The following is a 21,318-nucleotide window of genomic DNA, read 5'->3' as shown; positions in this document are numbered from 1 at the left end:
CTCCGTGCAGAGGGTGGTGGGGGATGCTTCGCCGGCCTCGTTCCTCAGGGCGTCGGGGAAGGAGTGTTCGATGGAGGGGCAGGGCACGGGCCGGACCCACGGCACGGCGACACCGGCCTTGTGGCCCACAGGTACAGGCTCCTCTCCGCCGCCGTCCGGCCGCGTGCCGGCTGCTCCATACGGACATCCACGCGCTCGGTCTCCAGACCGGCCAGACGGGCGTAGCGGTGGACGTCCTCGCGCCGGCAGCGCGCGGCATCGTACGTACGGTCCAGGAACCGCACCTCGCCGCTGTCACGGCGCTCCAATACCGCCAGCAGGACGGTGCCACCCGGCGCGGTCAGGGCAGCAAGCCGCCGCAGCCCCTCCACGAAAGTACGCTCGGGCAGGTCGACGAGGCAGAAGAGGCACACGACGGCGTCGTACTCCCCGAGCCCGGCGGGAACGTCGCCGAAGAGGTCGGCCAGCACGAAGCGCGCCTGCGGCACTTGACGCCGCGCATGGGCCAGCATGACCGGGGAGACATCGGTGCCCGTGACGTCCAGGCCCTTGGCACAGAGCTGCTCCGTGGTGGGACGGCCCGTCGCGCATCCCACATCCAGGACGCGGCAGCCGGGGGCCAGACGGCGCGAGAGTTCCTCCACCGCGTCGGTCTGGGCCTGCTTCCGGCTGGCGAAGGCGTGCTCGAAGTCCATGCCGAGGCTGTCGAAGACACGCGCTGCGCGGGCGCCCTGCGGCGAGATCATCGCCGTACCGGGAGCCGCTCGGGGACTGCTGCACCTCGCCCGCGCGCCGGACGAGGAGACCGACGGTCCTGTCGCCGGCTGCGGTTCATCGTCGCTCCTCCCTCACCTCGTCCCTTTCATCCTCTCCCTCCCGCCTCGTCCTCCACAACGGTACGAACGAGACCACCCGATCCGCCCAGCGCGTCTGCACCACGCTCCGGACCGGGTGCCGCAGCACGCCGCGGCTGGCAACCACCAACACAGCCAAGCGGCTACGAGAGCAGCCGAGCGCCGTCTGCGGGCCGTCCTCGTCCCCGGCCGTTGCGGCGGCGCCGCGTGCTCGTCGATGGGCCGAACGGGTGACGGCCGTGGTCCGGTGACGGCCGTGGTCCGGTGACGGACCGACGGCGATGGGGCGGGCAGCCGGGACGGCGCGGGATCCTCCGGGACGGCGCGGGATCCTCGCCGTACGGGCTGCCCCGTACGCACTCTTCCTTCTCGGCCCTCAGCCGAGCCACTGGTCGTACGCCAGCTTGCACAGCAGGGCGACGACGACCACCACCAGCACACCGCGGACGAATCCGGCACCCCGCTTGAGCGCCATCCGCGCGCCCACCATCCCGCCTACCAGGTTGAACACCGCGAGCAGCGCACCGAGTTGCCACAGCACCGTTCCCTGGACGGCGAACATCGCGAGCGCCCCGATGTTGGTGCAGACGTTGACGACCTTGGCGGTGGCCGACGAGGTGACCAGGTCCATGTGGAGGACGGCGGCGAGGGCGATGACGAGGAAAGCGCCGGTGCCGGGGCCGATGAGGCCGTCGTAGAAGCCGATGCCCAGGCCGGCGATCAGCACCGCGGCGAGTACCCGCTGCCGGGTGACCGGGCCCGAGGGGGCGGGGGCGGTGCCGAAGGCGGGACGGAAGAGGACGAACGCCAGCACGCCCACCAGTACGGCCATGATGAGCGGACGCAGCACCTCACTGTTGATGCCGGCCGCGAAGAAGGCACCGGCCAGCGAACCGGCCAGCGCGGCGAGACCGACGCGCAGCGCGATACGCAGGTCGATGGGGGCCTTGCGCACGTAGGTGACGGCCGCCGCGGCCGTACCGACGACCGCCGTCGACTTGTTGGTTCCCAGAACGTAGGCGGCGGGCGTGTGCGGCAGGCCGACGAGCAGGGCCGGCAGGAGCAGCAGACCGCCGCCGCCGACCACGGCGTCGATCCAGCCCGCCGCGAGGGCGGCCAGGCACAGCAGGAGCAGAGTGGTCAGGGTTATGTCATGGGGCACCTGGCGATCTTAGAGACGGGTGGGGCGTGCCGGGTGCGGAATTACGTACGCCGACGGCTCGTTGAGCTGCTCAAGCCGGAAACGGAGGGCACGGAACGTCCCGTAAAGCGGGGAACGCACGGAAAGCGCAGAGGTCACGGAGTCTCTGGGCCTTTGGATCACTGCGTCACCGCGTCACTGAATCACTACGTCACTGAATCACTGAGTCACCGGGTTACGGAGAGCGAGGCATGGCCTGATGCGTATCGGCGTCAATACGATGATGACCGACGACGGTATCGGAGTGACCGATCTGGCGCGGGCGCTGGAGGAGCGGCGGTTCGAGTCGCTGTTCATAGGCGAGCACACCCATCTGCCCGTGGACGCCCTGCCCACGGTCCGGCCCGGGTTCCTCGCCGACCGCTATCCCCGCCTCCCCGCGCCGCTGGTCACTCTTTCCTTTGCCGCGGCGGTGACCGAGAACCTGCGCGTCGGCACGTCCGTACTGCTGCTCACCCAGCGGGATCCGATCGTGACGGCCAAGGAGACCGCCACGCTGGATCGTTTCTCCGGTGGCCGGCTGGTCATGGGAGTGGGCGCCGGAGGCATCCACGGCGAGTTGCGCAACCACGGCACCGACCCGGCGACCCGGCGCGCGCTGCTGCGTGAGCGGGTGCTGGCCGTCAAGGAGATCTGGACGTGTGAGAAGGCCGAATTCCACGGCGGGTACGTCGACTTCGACCCCATCGTGTCGTGGCCCAAGCCCGTACAGCGGCCCCACCCGCCGGTGCTGCTCGGCGGCTCGGGCCGACGGACGCTGGAGCGCGTGGTGGAGTACGCAGACGGCTGGCTGCCGCTGTACGTACCGGGAACGGACCTGGACGCGCTCGCCGCGGACGTGGAGTTTCTGCGCGGCTGCGCGGCGGCGGCCGGGCGTGCCGAGGCGCCGCAGGTCACGATCGTGGCCGTACCGCCCGAGGCCGACGTCCTGCGTCGTCTGAGGGACATCGGCGTGGACCGGGCGACGCTGGACCTGCCGCGGGCCGACCGTGACACCTCGCTGCGGACACTGGACTCTTACGCGGCGCTGCTGGACGGGTGAGGACGCGGGACGCCGCGGGGCGCGGGCGGTTGGCGGTACGGGGCCGAAGCCGCTGCCCAGGTGGGCACCTCGTCGATGCCGGGGCCGGCGGCGGTGATGTGGAACTCGCCGCGCATCAGGTCGTCGAAGACGACGGCGAGGATGCCGTACATGTTGGTGTAGGCCAGTTGCAGCGGGGCGAGTTGCGCCAGGAACGCGGGGCCGTCGAAATCTCCGACGGCCCCGTCACGGACGTAGAGGTACGCCTCGATGTCGGAATGGGCAACGGCCTCGCCCAGGGTCCAGGACCCGTACAGCAGGACGCCTTCCAGGCGGGTGTCATCCTGGGCGATCCGTCGCAGCCGGGCGATGCGGTCGTCCAGGGCAGGGCTGGTCGAACGAGCGGTCATGGTGGGGGAGTTCTTTCCTGAGAGGGCGTGCGGGCACGCCGAGGGAGCCCGGCACCGCCGGGCGGGTGGCCGTGGACCGTGCCGGCCTGTTCAGGAGAAGAAGACGCCCATGACCGGGATTCTACGGAATGCGGACGGCGGTGGGTCTGCCCGGCGACCGTGATCGCAACCACGACTGCAACTGCAACCACGGCTGCGGCTGCGGCTGGAAAGCTCCAAAAGCAAAAGGCAAGGAGAACGCATACTCCTCGCCACTCTCAACATATAGCGCACAGGGGGGCTTGCGGCAAGACCCGGGGCATCCCGCACAATCGGCGGCCGAAAGCCGGAATCCGCGGAATCCGGAATCTGTGGAAATGGGGTTGCGAAATGCGGGTGTTGCTGACGTCATGGGGATCGCGCGGGGATGTCGAACCGCTGGCGGGACTGGCGGTGGGGTTGCGGGAGCTCGGAGCACAAGCAACGGTGTGCGTGCCGCCGGACGAGGAGTTCACGGCGCTGATGGCACGTGTCGGCGTGCCGCTGGTGCCGCTCGGTCCGACGGTGCGCTCGGTGGTCGCCGGGGCGAAGCCGCCGACGGCCAAGGACGCGTTCCGGCTCGCTCCCGAGCTGGTCGCCGCGCGGTTCGAGGCGCTGGGCGCGGCGGCCGAGGGGTGTGACGCGCTGGTGGCGACCGGGCTGATGCCGGCCGGTGCGCGGGACGTGGCCGAGAAACTGGGCATTCCCTACGTGCTCGCGTGCTTCCACACCTTCGGGCTGCCGTCGCGGCACTTCCGTCCGGGGTCGCGGCCGGGCGAGCCGTCCCCGCAGGAGGAGACCGACCACCGGGTGCTGTGGAAGCAGGACGCCCAGAGGGTGAACGGGCTGTACGGCGAGGCGCTCAACCGCCACCGGGCGGCGATCGGTCTGCCGCCGGTGGACAACGTCCGCGACCACGTCTTCACCGACCGGCCGTGGCTGGCGGCGGACCCGGTGCTGTGTCCGTCGCAGGGGATGACGGAGCTCGACCTCGTACAGACCGGGGCGTGGATCCTGCCCGACGACCGCCCGCTCCCGGCCGGCCTGGAGGCGTTTTTGAAGGCCGGCACGCCGCCGGTGTACGTGGGCTTCGGCAGCATGGCCGCGCACGCCCCGAAGGACATCGCCCGGGTGGCCACCGAAGCGATCCGCGCGCAGGGCCGCCGGGTGCTCCTCGCCCGCGGCTGGGCGGGCCTGGCGCCGGTCGACGACGCCGCGGACTGCTTCGTGGTCGGCGAGGTCAACCAGCAGGCGCTGTTCCGCCGGGTGGCCGCCGTCGTGCACCACGGCGGCGCCGGCACCACGACGACGGCGGCCCGGGCCGGGGCGCCTCAGGTGGTGGTCCCCCAGATCGCGGACCAGCCGTACTGGGGTGCCCGGGTGGCCGAGCTGGGTATCGGCGCGGTGCACGACGGCCGGACACCGACCGTCGAGTCCCTGTCGGCCGCGCTCAACGTTGCCCTGTTCAACGAGACCCGCGCACGGGCGGAGGACGTGGCCGGCACGATCCGTACCGACGGGGCGCGGGTGGCCGCGGAGCTGCTGCTCGACATGGCCGGCCGGGGACGGGCGCGGGCGTCCGCGTGACACACACGGGACCGCCGGTCCCGGGGTGTTCGTAGGGAGTTCTTAGGGACTTCTTAAGAGCGGTCACTATTCACATCCCCATGGACGACAAGATCACGGATGATGTGGGCAGCGGCCCGTGCCCGGCCGGCGACGCCCCGGGCTCGGCCGACCAGAGTGTTCGACGCAGCCGGGGCGCCCGGCACAGCCGCAGCGTCCGGCGCGTACAGGTCCGCCGGCGGGCCCGTACGCGCCGGGTGCTGGCCGCCTCCCTCGCCCTGACGGCCGTGGCCGGCGCCTCCGGCTGCGGCGGTACGGCCGCGGCCGGGGCCGCCGGGGGCTCTCACCTCACCTTCCCCGTACAGGGCGGCACGGCGGACGTGGACACCGCCTCGCTGGCGGTGCACGCCCGCACCCGGGACGGCCGTACGCTGGTGCTGTCCGCGCCCTCCCCCACCGGCCTCGGCACGCCGGGGCCGCTCACCCGTACCGCCGACGGCGCGCGCTGGAGCTATCCGGCCAAGGGGCTCACCGTCACCGCCCGTTCGGAGCGCGGACGGCTGAGCATCAGCATGAAGGCGGACCGGAACGGGTCGCTGACGTGGCCGGTGACCGGTACGGACGCCGCCGCCTCGGCCGTGCAGGTGCCGCGCGGCGAGGGCCTGGACATCCCCGTACGCGACCGGTTCTGGAACTCCGCACAGGGCGGACTGGCCGGGAGCACCGTCGAGATGAGCGAGGGCCTGAGCCTGCCGCTGTGGGGCCACACCTTCGGGGGCGCCCGGGGCCGGCACGGCGTCAGCTACCTCTCCCCCACCGACATCGGCACCAAGCTGGCGTTCGGGTCCGAGAAAGGGCGGCTGCGCACCACCGCCACCCACTCCTTCAACGGCGGTGACGGCACCCGCGCCTACACCGTCACCTTCGCCCTCACCGACGGCAATCCGGTGGCCCCGGCCGCCGACTACCGTTCCTGGCTCTCCGAGCACGGACAGCTCGGCTCCCTGCGCGAGAAGATCAAGGCTGATCCGGCCAACGGCAAGCTGCTCGGGGCCTTCCACGCCTACCTGTGGGGCGAGGCACGCAAGGCGGCCGGCGTCCAGCGGCTGCGCCGACTGGGCGTGGACCGGATGTGGCTGGGGTACGACGCCGGGCCCGGCCCGATGGACGCCACGGCCGTGCGGGCCGCCAAGGAGGCGGGCTACCTCGTGGGCCCGTACGACTCCTTCGCCAACGGCCAGAATCCCCGGACCGCCGACAGCCCCACCTCCGTGTGGCCGGGCACCGTCTTCCCCGACTTCTGCGTACAGCGCCCGGACGGCACCCCTCGGACCGGCTTCGGCGGGCGCGGCTGCTACCTCAGCTCCCGGGCCCTTGAGCAGGCCGAACCCTCCCGGCACTACCTCGCCGAGCGCACGCGCTCCATGGTCGGGAACGGCGCGGACAGTTACTTCCTGGACGTGGACGCCACCGGCGAGCTGTTCCGCGACCACAGCGCCGCCCACCCCATGACCAAGGAGCAGGACCGCGGCCACCGCCTGGCCCGTATGCGGCGCCTGGCCCGCCACCTGGTGCTCGGCTCGGAGTCGGCGATGCCCTGGGCGAACAAGGTGCTGGCCTTTGACCACGGTGCGGCGACACCGGTCGCCGACGGCCTGTGGAAGCTGGAGCGGGACAAGAAGAAGTGGGGCGGCTACTACCCGCAGGACGGGCCGAAGAACTTCTTCCGGCCCGCCGAACTGCCCGCCGCCCTGTCCAAGGCGATGTACGACCCCACGTACCGCGCGCCGCTGTACGAGACCGCGCTGCACGGCTCGCTGGTCAACGTCGAGCGCTGGGAGCTGGCGTACGACAAGCTCCCCAAGGAGAAGACCACCCGCGCGCTGCTCGCGATGCTCTACAACATCCCGCTCAACTACGTCCTGAACGGGCCGTCGCTCCAAGCGCACGGCGCGGAACTGGCGGCGCTCCAGAAGTACTTCTCGCCGCTGCACCGCGCCGCGGGCACCGAGAAACTGACGTCCTTCCGGTGGCTGACCGATGACCGCACCGTTCAGCGCACGGTCTTCGGCAACGGCGTACTGACCGTCACCGCCAACTTCGGCCGGACGCCGCACGACGGGCTGCCGGGCGGCTGCGTGGACGCCCGGCTGCGCGGCGAGGACCGGGCGCGGCGGCTGTGCCCGGCGAAGGCGGCGACGGGATGAGCCGGCCGGGGTTGCCCGCACCCGTAGGCATCGGGTGACTTCTGCCCGTACGAACCGGGCGCCCCGCACCTGTACTGCACGAACCGGGCGCCCGCACCCGTACCGTACGCACCGGGTGAGCCGAGGAGGCGGGCGGCGGGTCAGCCGGCCGCCTCCAGGTAGCGCAGCACCGCCAGCACCCGGCGGTGCTGCGTCCCCGAAGGCGGCAGGTCCAGCTTGGTGAAGATGTTCGCGATGTGCTTCTCCACCGCCCGTTCCGTGACGACGAAGGCTTCGGCGATGGCCTGGTTCGTATGGCCCTGGGCCATCAGGGACAGCACCTCCCGTTCGCGCGGGGTCAGGGTGTCCAGCGCCGTCGCCCGGCGGCTCGCGCCGAAGAGCTGGGAGATGACCTCGGGGTCCAGCGCGGTGCCGCCGGCCGCGACCCGTTCCAGCGCGCCGACGAACTCGCCGATGTCCACCACGCGTTCCTTGAGCAGGTAGCCGACGCCCGCGCCGCCGTCGCCCAGCAACTGTGCGGCGTACTTGGTCTCCACGTACTGGGAGAAGATCAGCACGCCCACGCCCGGCGCGGTACGGCGGATCTCCAGGGCCGCCCGCAGCCCCTCGTCGGTCTGGGTGGGCGGCAGCCGGATGTCGATGACGGCGGCGTCCGGGGTGTGCTGGGCGACGGCGGCCAGCAGCGCGGCGGCGTCGCCGACGGCGGCGGCCACCTCCACGCCGCGCAGGGCGAGAAGCTGGACGAGCCCGTCGCGCAGGATCACGGAGTCCTCGGCGATGACGACACGCATGGCCGGTGGGGTTCCTATCGGTCGATGTGGCTGTTGTGGTCAGGGAGGTCGGGGAGTACGACGGAGACCACCGTAGGCCCTCCGGGCGGGCTGTCGCAGGTCAGCGTCCCGTCGACGGTACGGACACGGGCCAGCAGACCGCTCAGGCCGCTGCCCGCGCCCACCACCGCGCCACCGCGTCCGTCGTCCCGTACGGACAGCCGCAGCACACCGTCGCGGGCGCTCACCCGGATTCCGGCGGTATGGGCGCCACTGTGCTTGACCACGTTGGCCAGGAGTTCGGCGGCGCAGAAGTAGGCGATGGACTCGATGGCCGGGGCGAGGCGGCGGCCGGCGCCCGTGCCCGTATCGGTGCCGAGGTCGGTGGTGAGGGTGACGGGCAGCGGGCTGTCGGCGGCGAGCGTGCCCAGCGCGGTGTCCAGCCCCTGGTCCAGGGCGGGCGGATGGATGCCCTTGACGAGGTGGCGGAGGTCGGCGACGGCCTGCTTGGCGTTGCCCTGCGCGGTCTCCACGACGGTCAGCAGGTCCTGCCGGCCGGCGCCCGCCACGATCATTTCGCGGATCATGGTGAGGTGCATGCCCAGGCCGACGAGCCGGGCCTGGGTGCCGTCGTGCAGATCGCGCTCGATGCGGCGCAGGGTGGCGGCGGCGTCGTCGACGGCCCGGGCGCGGGTCTCCTCCAGCGTACGGATGCGCCGGTCGGCGGCGCTGGGCCCGAGCAGCGCCGTGATCAGCGCGCGGTGCGGAGCCAGCGCCCCGTACACCAGCCGGGGGGAGAACAACAGAAGCAGCAGCCCGGCGCAGACCGGGACCAGCCACCCGGGCCAGTGGTCGAACACACCGTCGCCGACCGGCAGCGACACATGGCGTACGGTGCCGTCGGGGTCGTGCACGGTGGTGTAGTTCCAGCGCTGCAGGACGGGGTGGAGGGTCAGCAGCACCCCGTAGACGTAGCCGACGCCCACGGCCAGGACCGCCGGGACCGCGCTGAACGGTGCGGCCAGGACGTAGCCGACGGCCCGCCGGCCCGCCCGGTCCCCGAGCACGGACCGCCGCCACCCGAAGGCGCCCGGCGCACCGCGTCCACGGCGCACCGGCGGGTCGATCCGCAGGCCCAGCAGCCCACGTGCCAGCCTGCGCTGGACCTCCCCCAGCGCCAGCGCACCCCGTACGGTCAACGCCACGACCCAGGGCCCGGCCGCCGTCCAGGACAGCACCACCCCGACCAGCAGCCCCACAGCCACCAACACCGCCCCCGCCAGCCCGAGCGGCAGCGCGAGCAGTGCGTACAGCAGAACGGACAGACTGCGCCTGCTGAACGGAGCGGCGAGCAGGGCCCGGGTGAGCGGGGCAAGGGTCCGGCCGGCCGGACGGGGGGCCGTCAAAGTGGCTGATATGTGCGAGTAGTGCGCGTTATGAGGGTTCTTCAGGCCGTACGGTTTGTGTGATTTTTGTGGGTCGAGCGGATCGTGCATGGTTTCAACCTAGAGCCGATGAGCCGGTGGCTCGGCCTAGGGCGTTTCTGATGGATCTCCGTGGAAGACGGAGCGGTGTTCGGTGCGTGCGCTCGGCGTGCGGTGTGAAGGGTCATGTGGCGGAGCCACCTGTCCCTTTGCGCCGTGCGGCGAGGGTGCGTGCCGGGCGTCGCGAGGCCGCGGAGATCCGTCAGAAGCGCCCTAGAGCTGGTGGATGACGGGTACGGCCAGAGCGGCGCCCGCGGCGGCGACCAGCAACGCGAGGCCGGTGATCCAGCCGTACCCGGTACGGCGCCCGCCCAGCAGGCTGACGACGAGCTTGCCCTGGAGGGCGGTCAGGCCACGGCAGATCCACGGCATGAGGAGCATGAAGCCGATGCCGCCGCCGACGGCATGCAGCGCCCAGGCGCCGGCCAGGGTCGGGCCGCCCCAGGCGTCGGTGGGGTCGGCGCTCATGCCTATCAGCGGGCGCAGCGGCCAGCCGAGGTTCATGGGGACGATCGACCAGCCGTAGACCGTCACCACGGCGGCCACGAAGTTGAGGGGAAGGCTGATCACGGCGTGCGCGAGGGCGAGCGGCCCGGTGCGCTCGGGCTCACCGGCCTGCACGCCCAGCAGCGTCCGTGCCACGGAGCGCTGGATCCGCCCGGCCGGGCCGCCGACCAGCGCCAGCAGCAGGCACAGTACGCCCACGAAGGGCGCCAGCAGCAGATAGGCCACCCGCCGCCAGGTCGCCTGCCGGAACGGGGTGCGCAGGAATTCCTTCCCCGCGTCCAGGGGGGCGCGGTGGACGGGGGCGATCGACTGCGGTGCGGTGCTCATGGCGGAAACCTCGCTGGAAGCGGGACAACGGAAGTACGGACGTGCGGACGTGCGGTGGCAACGGAAAGAACCTGTGCCTCAAGACTTCCGGAACACGCGCCGCTGCACGATCGTGTCTCCACGGCAATGGGAGGTTCGGTTTACCCCACCCCTTGCCCCACCTGCGGCACGCGGTCCTGGCGCCCTCGCGGCTCCGCCCCTCCCCCGCACGCCCCCTCACACCCCGCACACCTGCCCGATGAGGACGGCGTTCCCCCGGCGAAACAGTGAAGTTACGGGTCGGTAACAGCGGTCTCGCAGGCTGCTGGGCATGGCCCCCGAAGAACGGCGTGTGGTGGTGATCGGCGGCGGAATGGCTGCCGCCCGGCTCGTACAGCGGCTCGGCGCCGCCGCGCGGCCGGGCCTCGCCCTCACCGTCATCGGTGAGGAGCCCTGCGCCCCCTACAACCGGGTGCTGCTGGCGGAGGTCCTGGCCGGGCGGTACGCGCCCGAGGTCATCGCGCTGCCCGAGCCCGCCGCGGCCTTCCGGCGCGGGGTGCGGGCGCTCCGCGTCGACCGTGCGGACCGGGTGGTGCTCTGCGACGACGGGCAGCGTATCCCGTACGACACCCTCGTACTGGCCACCGGCTCCAATCCGGTGCTTCCCGCGCTGCGCGGCCTGGGCCACGGCGGCCTGTCAGACGGCCGGTGCCCGGACGGCCGGTGCCCGGACGGCGGCCTGCCGGAGGGCGTCCACCCCTTCCGCACCCTGGCCGACTGCCGGGCGCTGGCCACCGCAGCCTGCCCCGGTGTACGGGCCGTGGTGATCGGCGGCGGGCTGCTCGGCGTGTCGGCCGCCCGCGGGCTGGCCGAGCGCGGTGTCCAGGTGGTCCTCGTCCAGCAGGGCGAGCGCCTGATGGAGCGCCAACTGGACGCCGGTGCGGCCGAGCTGCTGCACGACCATCTGACGGGCCTGGGTGTGGAGGTGCACACCCAGTGCCGGGTACGGGGCCTGCGCACGGAAGTTGCGGGTGCCGCCCCCGGCACGGCAGCCGTATCCGCCGCCCGGGCCACGTCAGCCGCGGCCACTGCCGCGGATGCATCCGCCGCCCCCGCCGTACGCGGTGTCATCCTCGCCGACGGCTACGAGCTGGCCGCCGACCTCGTCGTCCTGGCCTGCGGCGTCCGTCCCCGTACCGGTCTGGCCACCGCCGCCGGCCTGACCGTACGCACCGGCGTCGTCGTCGACGACACGCTGCGCACCTGCGACCCCCGCATCCACGCCATCGGCGACTGTGCCGAACACCGCGGCGTGGTGTACGGACTGGCCGGCCCGGCCCTGGAACAGGCCGATGTCCTCGCGGACCACCTGACCGGCCGCCCGGCCCGTTACACCGGAACCCGGGCCCTGACCCGCCTGACCCTCAACGGCTCCGGCCCCCTGGACCTGGCCGCGTTCGGCGAGACCGATCCCGCCCCCGGGGACGAGGTGATCCGCCTCAGTGACGCCACCCGGCGCGCGTACCGCAAGGTCGTGGTCCGCGGCGACCGTCTCGTAGGCGGCATCCTCCTGGGCGACCTCGCCGCCGTCGGCGCGCTCGCCCGCGCGTGGGAGGGCGACGAGCCGCTGCCCTCCACACCGCCGCTCCACCTGCTCACCACCGACGGAGGCTGCTGATATGCCCACTCCCGCGCACCCGCCCACCCCTACGACGGCCTCCACACCCGCCTCCATGAATGCCGCCACGAGCACCCCCATGAACACCGCCACGAACACCGCCACGAACGCCCCCACCATCGTTCTCGTCGGCCACGGCATGGTCGGCCAGCGGTTCCTCGAAGCCCTCGCCGACCGCGGCGTCACCGAGCGGGCCCGGGTGGTCGTGCTGTGCGAGGAGCCGCGCCCCGCCTACGACCGGGTGCAGCTCACCTCGTACTTCTCCGGCCGTACGCCCGAGGACCTTTCCCTCACGCCCCCGGACTTCATGGCCCGGCACGGCATCGAAGCCCACCTGGCGGACCCGGCCGTCGCCATCGACCGCGCGGCCCGTACGGTCACCGCCCGCTCCGGGCTGACCGTCACCTACGACACCCTCGTGCTGGCCACCGGCTCCTACCCCTTCGTACCGCCGGTCCCCGGCAAGGACAGCGCGGGCTGCTTCGTCTACCGTACGGTCGAGGACCTCCTGGCCATCGAGTCGTACGCGAAGAACGCCCGCACCGGCACGGTCGTCGGCGGCGGCCTGCTCGGTCTGGAGGCGGCCGGCGCCCTTAAGGGGCTGGGGCTGCGAACCCATATCGTGGAGTTCAACTCGCGGCTGATGGCCATCCAGGTGGACGAGGGCGGCGGTGGTGCGCTGCGCCGTACGGTCCAGGAGATGGGGCTGATCGTCCACACCGGCGTCGGCGGCAAAAAGATCGTCGCGGACGAGGGCGGCGCGGTGACCGCCATGGAGCTGTCGGACGGGTCCCGGATCGACACCGACCTGGTGATCTTTTCGGCGGGCGTGCGGCCCCGTGACCAGCTCGCCCGCGAGTGCGGCCTTGACGTCGGCGAGCGCGGCGGCATCGTCGTCGACGAGCGCTGCCGTACGGCCGACCCGGCGGTCTACGCGATCGGCGAGTGCGCGCTGGCGTCGGACGGCATGGTCTACGGCCTGGTGGCGCCCGGGTACGAGATGGCCCGGACCGCCGCCGGCGCCATCGCCGGCGACACCACGGCCGCCCCCTTCACCGGCGCCGACACCTCCACCAAACTCAAGCTGCTGGGCGTGGACGTGGCCTCCTTCGGGGACGCGCACGGCACCACCCCCGGCTGCCTGGACGTCGTCTACTCCGACTCGCGTTCCGGCGTCTACAAGAAGCTGGTCATCGGCGCCGCGGGCGAGCTGCTCGGCGGTGTCCTGGTCGGGGACGCGGAGTCCTACGGCACCCTTCGCCCGCTGACCGGCACCGTCCCGCCCCTGGCCCCGGGCAGCTCGTCCTGCCCGCCGGGGTGGGCGCGCCCGCCGCCCTGGGCCCGTCCGCGCTCCCCGACGACGCGGTCGTATGCAACTGCCACAACGTCACCAAGGGCACCATCCGTGCCGCCGTGTCCGAGCACTCCTGCACCACCGTTCCCGAGGTGAAGAAGTGCACCAAGGCCGGTACCGGCTGCGGCAGTTGCGTCAAGGTCCTGACCACCCTGGTCAACGACGAGCTGGCGGCCGGCGGCGTGACCGTGGACCCCGGCCTGTGCGGCTGCTTCCCGCACACCCGCGCCGAGCTGTACGAGATCGTGCTGACCCGGCGGCTGACCTCCTTCGCCGCGCTCCTGGAATCCCACGGCCGTCCCCAGGCCCGGGACGGCGACGGCTGTGACATCTGCAAACCGGCCGTCGCCTCGATCATCGCCTCCCTCGCTCCCGCGCTCGGTGCCAGCGGCTACGTCCTGGACGGCGAGCAGTCCGCCCTCCAGGACACCAACGACCACTTCCTGGCCAACCTCCAGAAGAACGGCTCCTACTCGGTGGTGCCGCGCGTTCCCGGCGGCGAGATCACTCCGGAGAAGCTGATCGTCCTCGGCGAGGTCGCCCGTGACTTCGGCCTCTACACGAAGATCACCGGGGGTCAGCGCATCGACCTGTTCGGCGCCCGCGTCGACCAACTGCCGCGGATCTGGGCGAGGCTGGTGGAGGCGGGCTTCGAGTCCGGGCACGCGTACGGCAAGGCGCTGCGCACCGTGAAGTCCTGCGTGGGACAGACCTGGTGCCGCTACGGCGTGCAGGACTCGGTCCGTATGGCCATCGATCTGGAACTGCGTTACAGAGGGCTGCGCTCGCCGCACAAACTCAAGGCGGCCGTCTCCGGCTGCGCCCGTGAATGCGCGGAGGCGCGCGGAAAGGACTTCGGGGTGATCGCCACCGCCCAGGGCTGGAACCTGTACGTCGGCGGCAACGGCGGCGCCGACCCGCGCCACGCCGACCTGCTCGCCCAGGACCTCTCCGACGCGGAACTGATCCGGCTGATCGACCGCTTCCTGATGTTCTACATCCGCACCGCGGACCGCCTGGAGCGCACGGCGGCCTGGCTGGAGCGCATCGAGGGCGGCCTGGACCACGTACGTGACGTCGTCGTCCACGACTCCCTGGGGCTGTGTGAGGAACTGGAGTCGCTGATGGCCGCGCATGTCGCGCACTACCGGGACGAATGGGCGCAGACCCTGGCCGACCCCGAGCGGCTGGCGCGCTTCGTGTCCTTCGTCAACGCCCCGGACACCCCTGACCCGGCCGTGCGCTTCGTGCCCGAGCGGGACCAGATCAAGCCGGACACGGACCTGCTGGCGGGGCCCGTCCTGCCCGTACGCACCCTGGAAGGAAGCACCGCCTGATGACGACCACGACGATGACGGCGACCACGGCAGACACGACGGCTACGGCAGATATGGCGGCTACGGCAGACACGGCAGTCACGGCAGACACAGCAGCCGCAACGGCCACGCAGGTGCCGGTGACGGCCGGCGCGGTGGCCGCGGCCACCGCGACCACCGGGACCACCGGGGCCACCGTCGAAATCCGCACCGGCGACGGCTGGTTCCCGGTGTGCTCCACCGCCGCCCTCACGCCCGGCCGGGGTGTCGCCGCCCTACTGCCCGGCGGCGCGCAGGCCGCCGTCTTCCTGGACCGCGCGGGACATCTGTACGCGATCGCCAACCGCGACCCCTTCACCGGCGCCTACGTCCTCTCCCGCGGGCTGACGGGCACGGCGGCCGGCCGACCCTTCGTCGCCTCGCCCCTCCTCAAGCAGCGCTTCGACCTGGAGACGGGCGGCTGCCTGGACGACGCCGGGGTCTCGGTGGCCACCTACCCGGTCCGTACGCGACCGAGCCGGTAGGGGCACGGACGCCCGGGGCGCCCGGGGCGCCCGGGACGCGATGCCGGTCCGGCAGCCCACCGATCCGCCGTTCCATCGATCCGCCATTCCGCCGATCCGCCGATCCACCGATCCGCTGTCCCGGTGACCGCCGCCCCACCGGCCGCCGGCCACCCGCTCCACCGACTCGGCAGGAGGCGCGTGCCCGCGCGGCGTACGCTGGTCTTCCCGACGGAACCGACGGAGGAGACCCCGCGTGACCGGCTGGAACATCCGCCACATACCCGACCAGACGGGCCGCTCCGCGGTCGTCACCGGAGCCAACAGCGGCATCGGTTACATCACCGCCCGGGAGCTGGCCCGTCGCGGCGCGCGGACCGTTCTGGCCTGCCGCAGCGAGACCAGGGGGCGGGCCGCCGTGGACCGGCTGCGGGCCGAAGTCCCGCACGCGGACGTACAGTTGCGGCTGCTGGATCTGGCCGACCTGACGTCCGTACGTGCCTTCGCGGCGGAGCTGGCCGACTTCGACGGCGGCCGGCTCGACCTCCTGATCAACAACGCCGGCGTCATGGCCCTGCCCCACCGCCGGACCGCCGACGGCTTCGAGATGCAGTTCGGCACCAACCACCTCGGCCATTTCGCCCTGACCGGTCTGCTGCTGTCCCGGCTGCTCGCCACCCCCGGTTCGCGGGTCGTCACCGTCTCCAGCGGCTTCCACGCCCTGGCCGGTGTCGACCTGGACGACCTCAACAGCGAGCGCGGTTATCACCGCTGGCGCGCCTACGCGCGTTCCAAGAGCGCCAACCTGCTCTTCACCCACGAACTCGCCCGCCGCCTCACGGACGCCGGCTCCTCCACCGTCGCCGTCTCGGCACACCCCGGGTACGCGGCCACCAACCTCCAGACGGCCGGCCCGAAGATGGAGGGGCGCGGGACCGTACAGCGGATCGTGGAGCTGGCCAACCGTGTGCTGGGGCAGTCCGCCGAGGGCGGCGCCCTGCCCGTCCTGTGTGCCGCCACCGCCCCTCATATGAAGCCCGACGCCTTCGTCGGTCCCCGTGGCGGGATGCGCGGCGCCCCCGCCCCCTCCTTCCGCGCCCCGTGGACCACCGACGACACCACATCCGAGCGGCTGTGGTCGGCCTCGGTGAAGCTGACGGGCATCGCGTACGACTTCACCCCGCCCGCCGACCCTCTTTCGCCCACCGGCTGACCGTCCTGTCCCCTTCGCCGCCCGCCGTGGAAAAATCCTCGGTCATGCACAGTTCACCGGACCCCGGCAACCCGTACGCCCAGCCGCCGCAGCAGCCGTACGGCGCTCCGCCACCGCAGGCACAGCCGTACGGCCCTCCGCAGACGTACGGCCACCCGCAACAGCCGTACGGTCAGCAGGAGCCCCAGCAGCCGTACGCCGCCCAGCCATACCCACAGCAGGCATACGCGCCCCAGCCGCCACCCCAGCAGTTCCAGCAGCCGCAACACCCGCAGCAGTTTCACCAGCCGCCGTCACCTCAGCAGCCACAGCACCCCCAGCAAGCAGCCCACTGGCAGCAGCAGCCCGCACCGTCGGCGTCCGCCGCCCCCGGATCCGTACGGGTGCCGGGCCCGGCCGGCCTGCTGCGCCGTTTCGGCGCGATCACCGTCGACAGCTTCCTGCTCGCGCTGTGTCTCGGCGTGTCCGTCATCGGCACCCGGGTCGGCGTGCACATGGACTTCCCCAAGGCGTGGCTGGTGATGGCGGGCTGCGGCTTCGGCGTGTCCTTCGTCAACCACGTCCTGCTCACCCGCGTCCTGGGAGCCAGCGTCGGCAAGTACCTGTGCCGCACCCGAGTGATCCTGGAGAAGACCGGCACCCGCCCGCATCTGCCGCGCCTGTTCAAACGCTGGCTGGGCGGCTATCTCTTCCTGATCCTGTGGATAATCGCCTCCGTGTTCGACATGGAGGACGAGCCCGAGGACATGTGCGGCGTGCGCATGGTCCGCCTCCGCGATCTGCGATCGGCGCCGCCGGCCGCCGTATGAAACCCTCCGGACAGGCGCGCGGCGACGCCGCCGGTTCCCCGGTCCCCCGGCGCATCAGTCCCCCAGCGCCTCAATCTCCCGGTCCCTCAGTCTCCCGGTCCCTCACAGTCCAGCCCCGAGGCACGGAAGATCTCCCGGGCGCCGGTCCGGTCGACGTGCTGGGCCAGGGTCGTCAGCGGTGCCGCGCCGCTGCGCAGCAGTCCGGATGCGCGGGAGTGGCGGGCGCCGGTGTCCAACTGGTGCCACAGGAGGGGGTTGGCGGTCAGGACCTTGGGGTCCAGTTCGACCCGGCCACCGAGCGCGTCACGCAGGACGATCCGGGGCGCCACACCGTCGCTGCGGTGCACCAGGACCAGCAGATCGGTCCGTACGCGGCGCTCGCGCAGCAGCCCCCGGCAGGCGAGCCAGCCGGGGCCGGCCGTCACCCGTGCCGGGAAGAGCGCGCCGAAGAGCACCAGCGCCAGGGCGGTCCAGCAGGCCGCGCGTAACGCCGACAGGGTTCCGGCCGTGAGGTCGACCAGGAGCATGAGGACGAGCAGTCCTGCCGCACAGCGGATCGCGGACCGCAGTTCGGCCGCCCAGCGCCGGTCGCGGGCCGGCCCGCCGCGCACCGGGGGTGGCAGCGCTGCGGCCCGTACCTCATCTCGCACATCCGCCTCACCACCCCTCTTCGCGCCGTCCCGATCGTCCCGATCGTCCCGGTCATCCCGGTCGTTGTGATCGTTCCGCTCGTTCCGATCGTCACGGCAGCGCCGATCGTTCCGCTCGCCGTCACCCTCGCCCCGTGTCGATGCGGGCCCCGGGCCCCGTCGCCGTCCCATGGCCGGGACGCTAGGACGGTGCCACGGACCCGGTCACGGTGTTGACACGGCACTGACGGGAATGCGGCGAACCTTGACGCCCCGCTGACATGTCGCAGACGCCTCGACCGGACTCTCACCGGCTTTCACCGGCCTTAACCGGCCTTAACCGGCCTTAACCGGCCTTAACCGGCTTTCACCGGCCTGGCCTTCCAGCGGCGTCCACCGCCCCACCGTCGCACGTCCCGCCCGCCCGGGAACACGTACGGACGTCAAGAACGCGTGAAGAAGGTGGTGAAGGGCGCAAAGGCGGCGCCAATGACGTGCGCGGGCGCGCGGAGCGGCACTCACGCTGGGCCTGCACGGGTCATCAACCTTCACCGGTCACCGTGCTGTCCCTGACGCGCCGCACGGAGGTATGACGAGAGATGTCGATGGTGTCCAAGCCCGCGAGCCGGTCCGAGGAGCCGCCCGATACCGGGGCGGGGGCCGCGGCCGGCGCCAGGGCCGCTTCCGGCACCGTTTCGGGAACCGCTCGGGGAACCACTTCCGGCACCGCTCCGGCAACCGTTTCCGACGCCGCCTCCGCTTCCGCTTCCGACGCGCGCCACCGGCTGACCGCCGTGCAGGGCCTCGCCGCCCTCTCCCTCGACGCCATGGCCTCGGTGGCTTACGGTCCCGAGTCCGTCGTCCTGGTCCTGGCGGCAGCGGGCGCGTACGGCCTCGGCTTCACCCTCCCCGTCACCCTGGCCATCGCCGCCCTGCTCGCGGTCCTGGTGGCCTCCTACCGCCAGGTGATCGCGGCCTTCCCCAACGGCGGCGGCTCGTACGCGGTCGCCAAGGCCCATCTGGGCCGTCGTACCGCCCTGGTCGCCGCGGCCTCCCTCATCCTGGACTACGTCCTGAACGTCGCCGTGTCCGTGACGGCCGGCGTCGCCGCCCTCACCTCCGCCTTCCCCTCCCTGTACGGGGACCGGGTGTGGCTGTGCCTGGCGGTGCTGGTGCTGGTCACCGGCGTCAACCTCCGTGGCATCGTGGAGTCGGCCAAGGCGTTCATCGTGCCCACGGCCGTCTTCATCGCCTCGATCCTCGCCGTGGTCGTCGTCGGCCTGTTCCGGGACGCGCCCGTCTCGACCGTCACCGCCGACGGGCACGCCTCCGTACTGGCCGGCAACGCCACCGCCGTGGGAGCGCTGCTCCTCCTCAAGGCGTTCGCCGCCGGCTGCTCGGCACTGACCGGCGTGGAGGCGGTCGCCAACGCCGTCCCGTCCTTCCGCGCCCCGGCCGCCAAGCGCGCCCAGCGCACCGAGGTCGCGCTCGGCGCGCTGCTGGGCGTCATGCTGATCGGCCTGTCGGTCCTGATCGGGCGCTTCCACCTCCAGCCGGTCGAAGGTGTCACCGTCCTGGCCCAGCTCGCCGACGCCTCGCTCGGCCATAACTGGGGCTTCTACGTGGTCCAGTTCGCAACAATGATTCTGCTGGCACTGGCCGCGAACACCTCCTTCGGCGGCCTGCCCGTACTGATGGCCCTGCTGGCCCGCGACAACTACCTCCCGCACGTCTTCGGCCTCAAGGCCGACCGCCAGGTCCACCGGCACGGCGTGCTGGCGCTGGCCGCCGTCGCCGCGGCCCTGCTCGTCTTCTCCGGCGGCGACGTCAACACCCTCGTCCCGCTCTTCGCGATCGGTGTGTTCGTCGGCTTCACCATCTGCCAGGTGGGCATGGTCCGGCACTGGCTGCTGGAACGTTCCCCCGGCTACCGCGGAAAGATCGCGCTGAACGGTTTCGGCGCGCTGCTGACCGGCGTCTCGGCCGTCGTCGTCACCGCCACCAAGTTCACCGAGGGCGCCTGGCTGATCGTCATCGCGCTGCCGCTGGTCGTCCTGGCCTTCGAGTCCGTCCACCGGGCGTACGCACGCATCGGCGACCGCCTCGGCCTCGGCCGCGTCCCCGAGACCCCGCACCGCGACCACTCCCTGGTCGTCGTCCCCGTCTCCCACCTCTCCAAGCTGACCTGCGAGGCCCTGAACGCGGCGGTCTCCCTCGGCGACGAGGTCGTGGCCGTCACCGTCACCCACTCCGCCCCCGAGGACCGCCAGGCCGCCGAGTCCCTGCGCCGCGACTGGGAGTTGTGGAACCCGGGCGTGGACCTGCTGGAGCTCCCCTCCGCCACGCGCACCGTCGGCCGCCCGGTCGCCGCGTACGTACGCGAACTCACCGACCGCCACCCCGGCACCCGTGTCACCGTGCTGATCCCCGAGGTCGAACCCGCCCACCTGTGGCAGCGGCTCCTTCAGAACCAGCGCGGCGCGGTCGTCGCCCACGCGGTCCGCCGCGACACGAATGCCGCCATCTGCCGCCTGCGCTTCCGCCTGACCTCAGGCGCCTGACGCAGGCCGTACGGGGCGGGCGGCCGAGTGGAGGTGTCACCCTCGGCCCCCGCCCCACCATCTTGCCGCTCCTGGCCCCCGCCCCCGAAACTGGGCCATGCCCACCTCACCCGCATATCCGGGGAGCCCGCCCACCGTCACCCCGTACGCAGGGGCCTTACTCCGCCACCCCACCCAAAAGCCGGTAAGAGTCACCGTCCTCCCCACCGATCCCGAAGCCGCCGGACTCCACACCCCCGTCTTCGGCCACAGCGACATCACCGCCCTCGACCACGACCTCACCCGGCAGCACCCCGGCGACCCGCTGGGCGAGCGCATCACCGTCTCCGGCCGGGTCGTCGACGGCGACGGCCGCCCCGTACGCCACCAGCTCATCGAACTCTGGCAGGCCAACTCCGCCGGCCGCTACGCCCACCGGGGCGACCGCCACAACGCCCCCTTGGACCCCAACTTCACCGGCGTGGGCCGCACCCTGACGGACGACAACGGCGCCTACACCTTCACCACCATCAAGCCGGGCGCCTACCCCCTCGATGAGAGCGCCACCACCTGGCGCCCCGCCCACCTGCACTTCTCCATCTTCGGCAACGCCTTCACCCAGCGCCTGGTCACCCAGATGTACTTCCCGGGCGACCCGCTCCTCCCCTACGACCCCATCCTCCACGCCATCCCCGACGCCCCCACCCGCCACCGCCTGATCGCCACATACGACCCGGCCCTCAACCGCCCGGACAACTCCCTCGGCTACCGCTGGAACATCACCCTGACCGGCCCCTCAGCGAACACGAAGCCCGCCACCGCTCCTTGACCCTTATCTCCTTGACTCCTTGACATCGATCTCACACCACACCACCTTCCCGGCCTCCCCCTCGCCTCCTTCCCCCACCCCCACCGCGCCGCCAACGCCCCCA

Annotated in this window: 17 protein-coding genes and 1 pseudogene; 10 read left to right on the top strand and 8 right to left on the bottom strand. The window is 72.2% G+C overall.

Annotated elements, in window-relative coordinates; all coding sequences use genetic code 11:
* Positions 1-44 precede the first annotated feature (44 nt).
* Positions 45-746: a class I SAM-dependent methyltransferase gene (locus tag KGS77_RS24740; protein ID WP_242585162.1), complete on the bottom strand. Its 702-nt coding sequence runs from the start codon at positions 744-746 to the stop codon at positions 45-47.
* A gap of 484 nt (positions 747-1,230) precedes the next feature.
* Entirely contained in the window at positions 1,231-2,016 is a 786-nt protein-coding gene (locus KGS77_RS24735) for a TSUP family transporter (RefSeq protein WP_242585161.1), read from the bottom strand.
* Between the two features lie 262 nt (positions 2,017-2,278).
* On the opposite strand from KGS77_RS24735, the gene KGS77_RS24730 reads away from it, so the two are divergent.
* Complete coding sequence (locus KGS77_RS24730) at positions 2,279-3,097, top strand: LLM class F420-dependent oxidoreductase (protein WP_242585160.1); 819 nt, start codon at positions 2,279-2,281, stop codon at positions 3,095-3,097.
* On the opposite strand, the gene KGS77_RS24725 is transcribed toward KGS77_RS24730, so the two are convergent.
* Positions 3,073-3,486, bottom strand: coding sequence for a hypothetical protein (locus KGS77_RS24725; protein WP_242585159.1), 414 nt, complete (start codon positions 3,484-3,486; stop codon positions 3,073-3,075). The genes KGS77_RS24730 and KGS77_RS24725 overlap by 25 nt on opposite strands.
* Before the next feature lie 369 nt (positions 3,487-3,855).
* On the opposite strand from KGS77_RS24725, the gene KGS77_RS24720 reads away from it, so the two are divergent.
* Positions 3,856-5,091: a glycosyltransferase gene (locus KGS77_RS24720; protein WP_242585158.1), complete on the top strand. Its 1,236-nt coding sequence runs from the start codon at positions 3,856-3,858 to the stop codon at positions 5,089-5,091.
* 80 nt (positions 5,092-5,171) lie between these two features.
* Positions 5,172-7,277, top strand: a complete 2,106-nt coding sequence (locus tag KGS77_RS24715; protein ID WP_242585157.1) for a glycoside hydrolase — start codon at positions 5,172-5,174, stop codon at positions 7,275-7,277.
* A 140-nt stretch (positions 7,278-7,417) separates the two neighbouring features.
* On the opposite strand, the gene KGS77_RS24710 is transcribed toward KGS77_RS24715, so the two are convergent.
* From KGS77_RS24710 to KGS77_RS24700, 3 genes are all read right to left on the bottom strand, one after another.
* The gene (locus KGS77_RS24710; RefSeq protein ID WP_242585156.1) at positions 7,418-8,068 is read right to left on the bottom strand and encodes a response regulator transcription factor; all 651 of its coding nucleotides are present in this window, start codon (positions 8,066-8,068) and stop codon (positions 7,418-7,420) included.
* 14 nt (positions 8,069-8,082) lie between these two features.
* Entirely contained in the window at positions 8,083-9,453 is a 1,371-nt protein-coding gene (locus KGS77_RS24705) for a sensor domain-containing protein (protein ID WP_242585155.1), read from the bottom strand.
* A gap of 291 nt (positions 9,454-9,744) precedes the next feature.
* Positions 9,745-10,365 carry a sensor domain-containing protein gene (locus KGS77_RS24700; RefSeq protein WP_242585154.1) on the bottom strand — a complete coding sequence of 207 codons (621 nt, stop codon included), beginning with the start codon at positions 10,363-10,365 and terminating at the stop codon, positions 9,745-9,747.
* Between the two features lie 310 nt (positions 10,366-10,675).
* Here KGS77_RS24700 and KGS77_RS24695 point away from each other — a divergent pair, with 310 nt between their 5' ends.
* From KGS77_RS24695 to KGS77_RS24680, 4 genes and pseudogenes are all read left to right on the top strand, one after another.
* Positions 10,676-12,022 (top strand): FAD-dependent oxidoreductase, encoded by a 1,347-nt coding sequence (locus KGS77_RS24695; RefSeq protein ID WP_242585153.1) that lies wholly within the window; start codon positions 10,676-10,678, stop codon positions 12,020-12,022.
* A gap of 55 nt (positions 12,023-12,077) precedes the next feature.
* Positions 12,078-14,713 (top strand): annotated as a pseudogene (gene nirB / locus KGS77_RS24690) (nitrite reductase large subunit NirB).
* Positions 14,714-14,895: 182 nt separating this feature from the next.
* Complete coding sequence (gene nirD, locus KGS77_RS24685) at positions 14,896-15,216, top strand: nitrite reductase small subunit NirD (RefSeq protein ID WP_242587671.1); 321 nt, start codon at positions 14,896-14,898, stop codon at positions 15,214-15,216.
* Positions 15,217-15,451: 235 nt separating this feature from the next.
* Positions 15,452-16,408 carry an oxidoreductase gene (locus tag KGS77_RS24680; RefSeq protein ID WP_242585152.1) on the top strand — a complete coding sequence of 319 codons (957 nt, stop codon included), beginning with the start codon at positions 15,452-15,454 and terminating at the stop codon, positions 16,406-16,408.
* 53 nt (positions 16,409-16,461) lie between these two features.
* Here KGS77_RS24680 and KGS77_RS24675 read toward each other — a convergent pair whose 3' ends face one another.
* The gene (locus KGS77_RS24675) at positions 16,462-16,692 is read right to left on the bottom strand and encodes a hypothetical protein (RefSeq protein ID WP_242585151.1); all 231 of its coding nucleotides are present in this window, start codon (positions 16,690-16,692) and stop codon (positions 16,462-16,464) included.
* 99 nt (positions 16,693-16,791) lie between these two features.
* On the opposite strand from KGS77_RS24675, the gene KGS77_RS24670 reads away from it, so the two are divergent.
* Positions 16,792-17,217, top strand: a complete 426-nt coding sequence (locus KGS77_RS24670) for an RDD family protein (RefSeq protein WP_242585150.1) — start codon at positions 16,792-16,794, stop codon at positions 17,215-17,217.
* An 86-nt stretch (positions 17,218-17,303) separates the two neighbouring features.
* On the opposite strand, the gene KGS77_RS24665 is transcribed toward KGS77_RS24670, so the two are convergent.
* Entirely contained in the window at positions 17,304-17,867 is a 564-nt protein-coding gene (locus tag KGS77_RS24665; protein WP_242585149.1) for a hypothetical protein, read from the bottom strand.
* 578 nt (positions 17,868-18,445) lie between these two features.
* Between KGS77_RS24665 and KGS77_RS24660 the strand changes: the two genes are divergently transcribed.
* Together KGS77_RS24660 and pcaH are read left to right on the top strand one after the other, a co-directional pair.
* Positions 18,446-20,407 carry an APC family permease gene (locus tag KGS77_RS24660; protein WP_242585148.1) on the top strand — a complete coding sequence of 654 codons (1,962 nt, stop codon included), beginning with the start codon at positions 18,446-18,448 and terminating at the stop codon, positions 20,405-20,407.
* A 97-nt stretch (positions 20,408-20,504) separates the two neighbouring features.
* Positions 20,505-21,215, top strand: a complete 711-nt coding sequence (pcaH, locus tag KGS77_RS24655) for a protocatechuate 3,4-dioxygenase subunit beta (protein WP_242585147.1) — start codon at positions 20,505-20,507, stop codon at positions 21,213-21,215.
* Positions 21,216-21,318: the final 103 nt, after the last annotated feature.

The sequence above is a fragment of the Streptomyces sp. MST-110588 genome (assembly GCF_022695595.1).
Lineage (GTDB): Bacteria > Actinomycetota > Actinomycetes > Streptomycetales > Streptomycetaceae > Streptomyces.
Note: the sequence above shows the minus strand (reverse complement) of the source record. Positions and strands in the feature narration are given on the sequence as shown.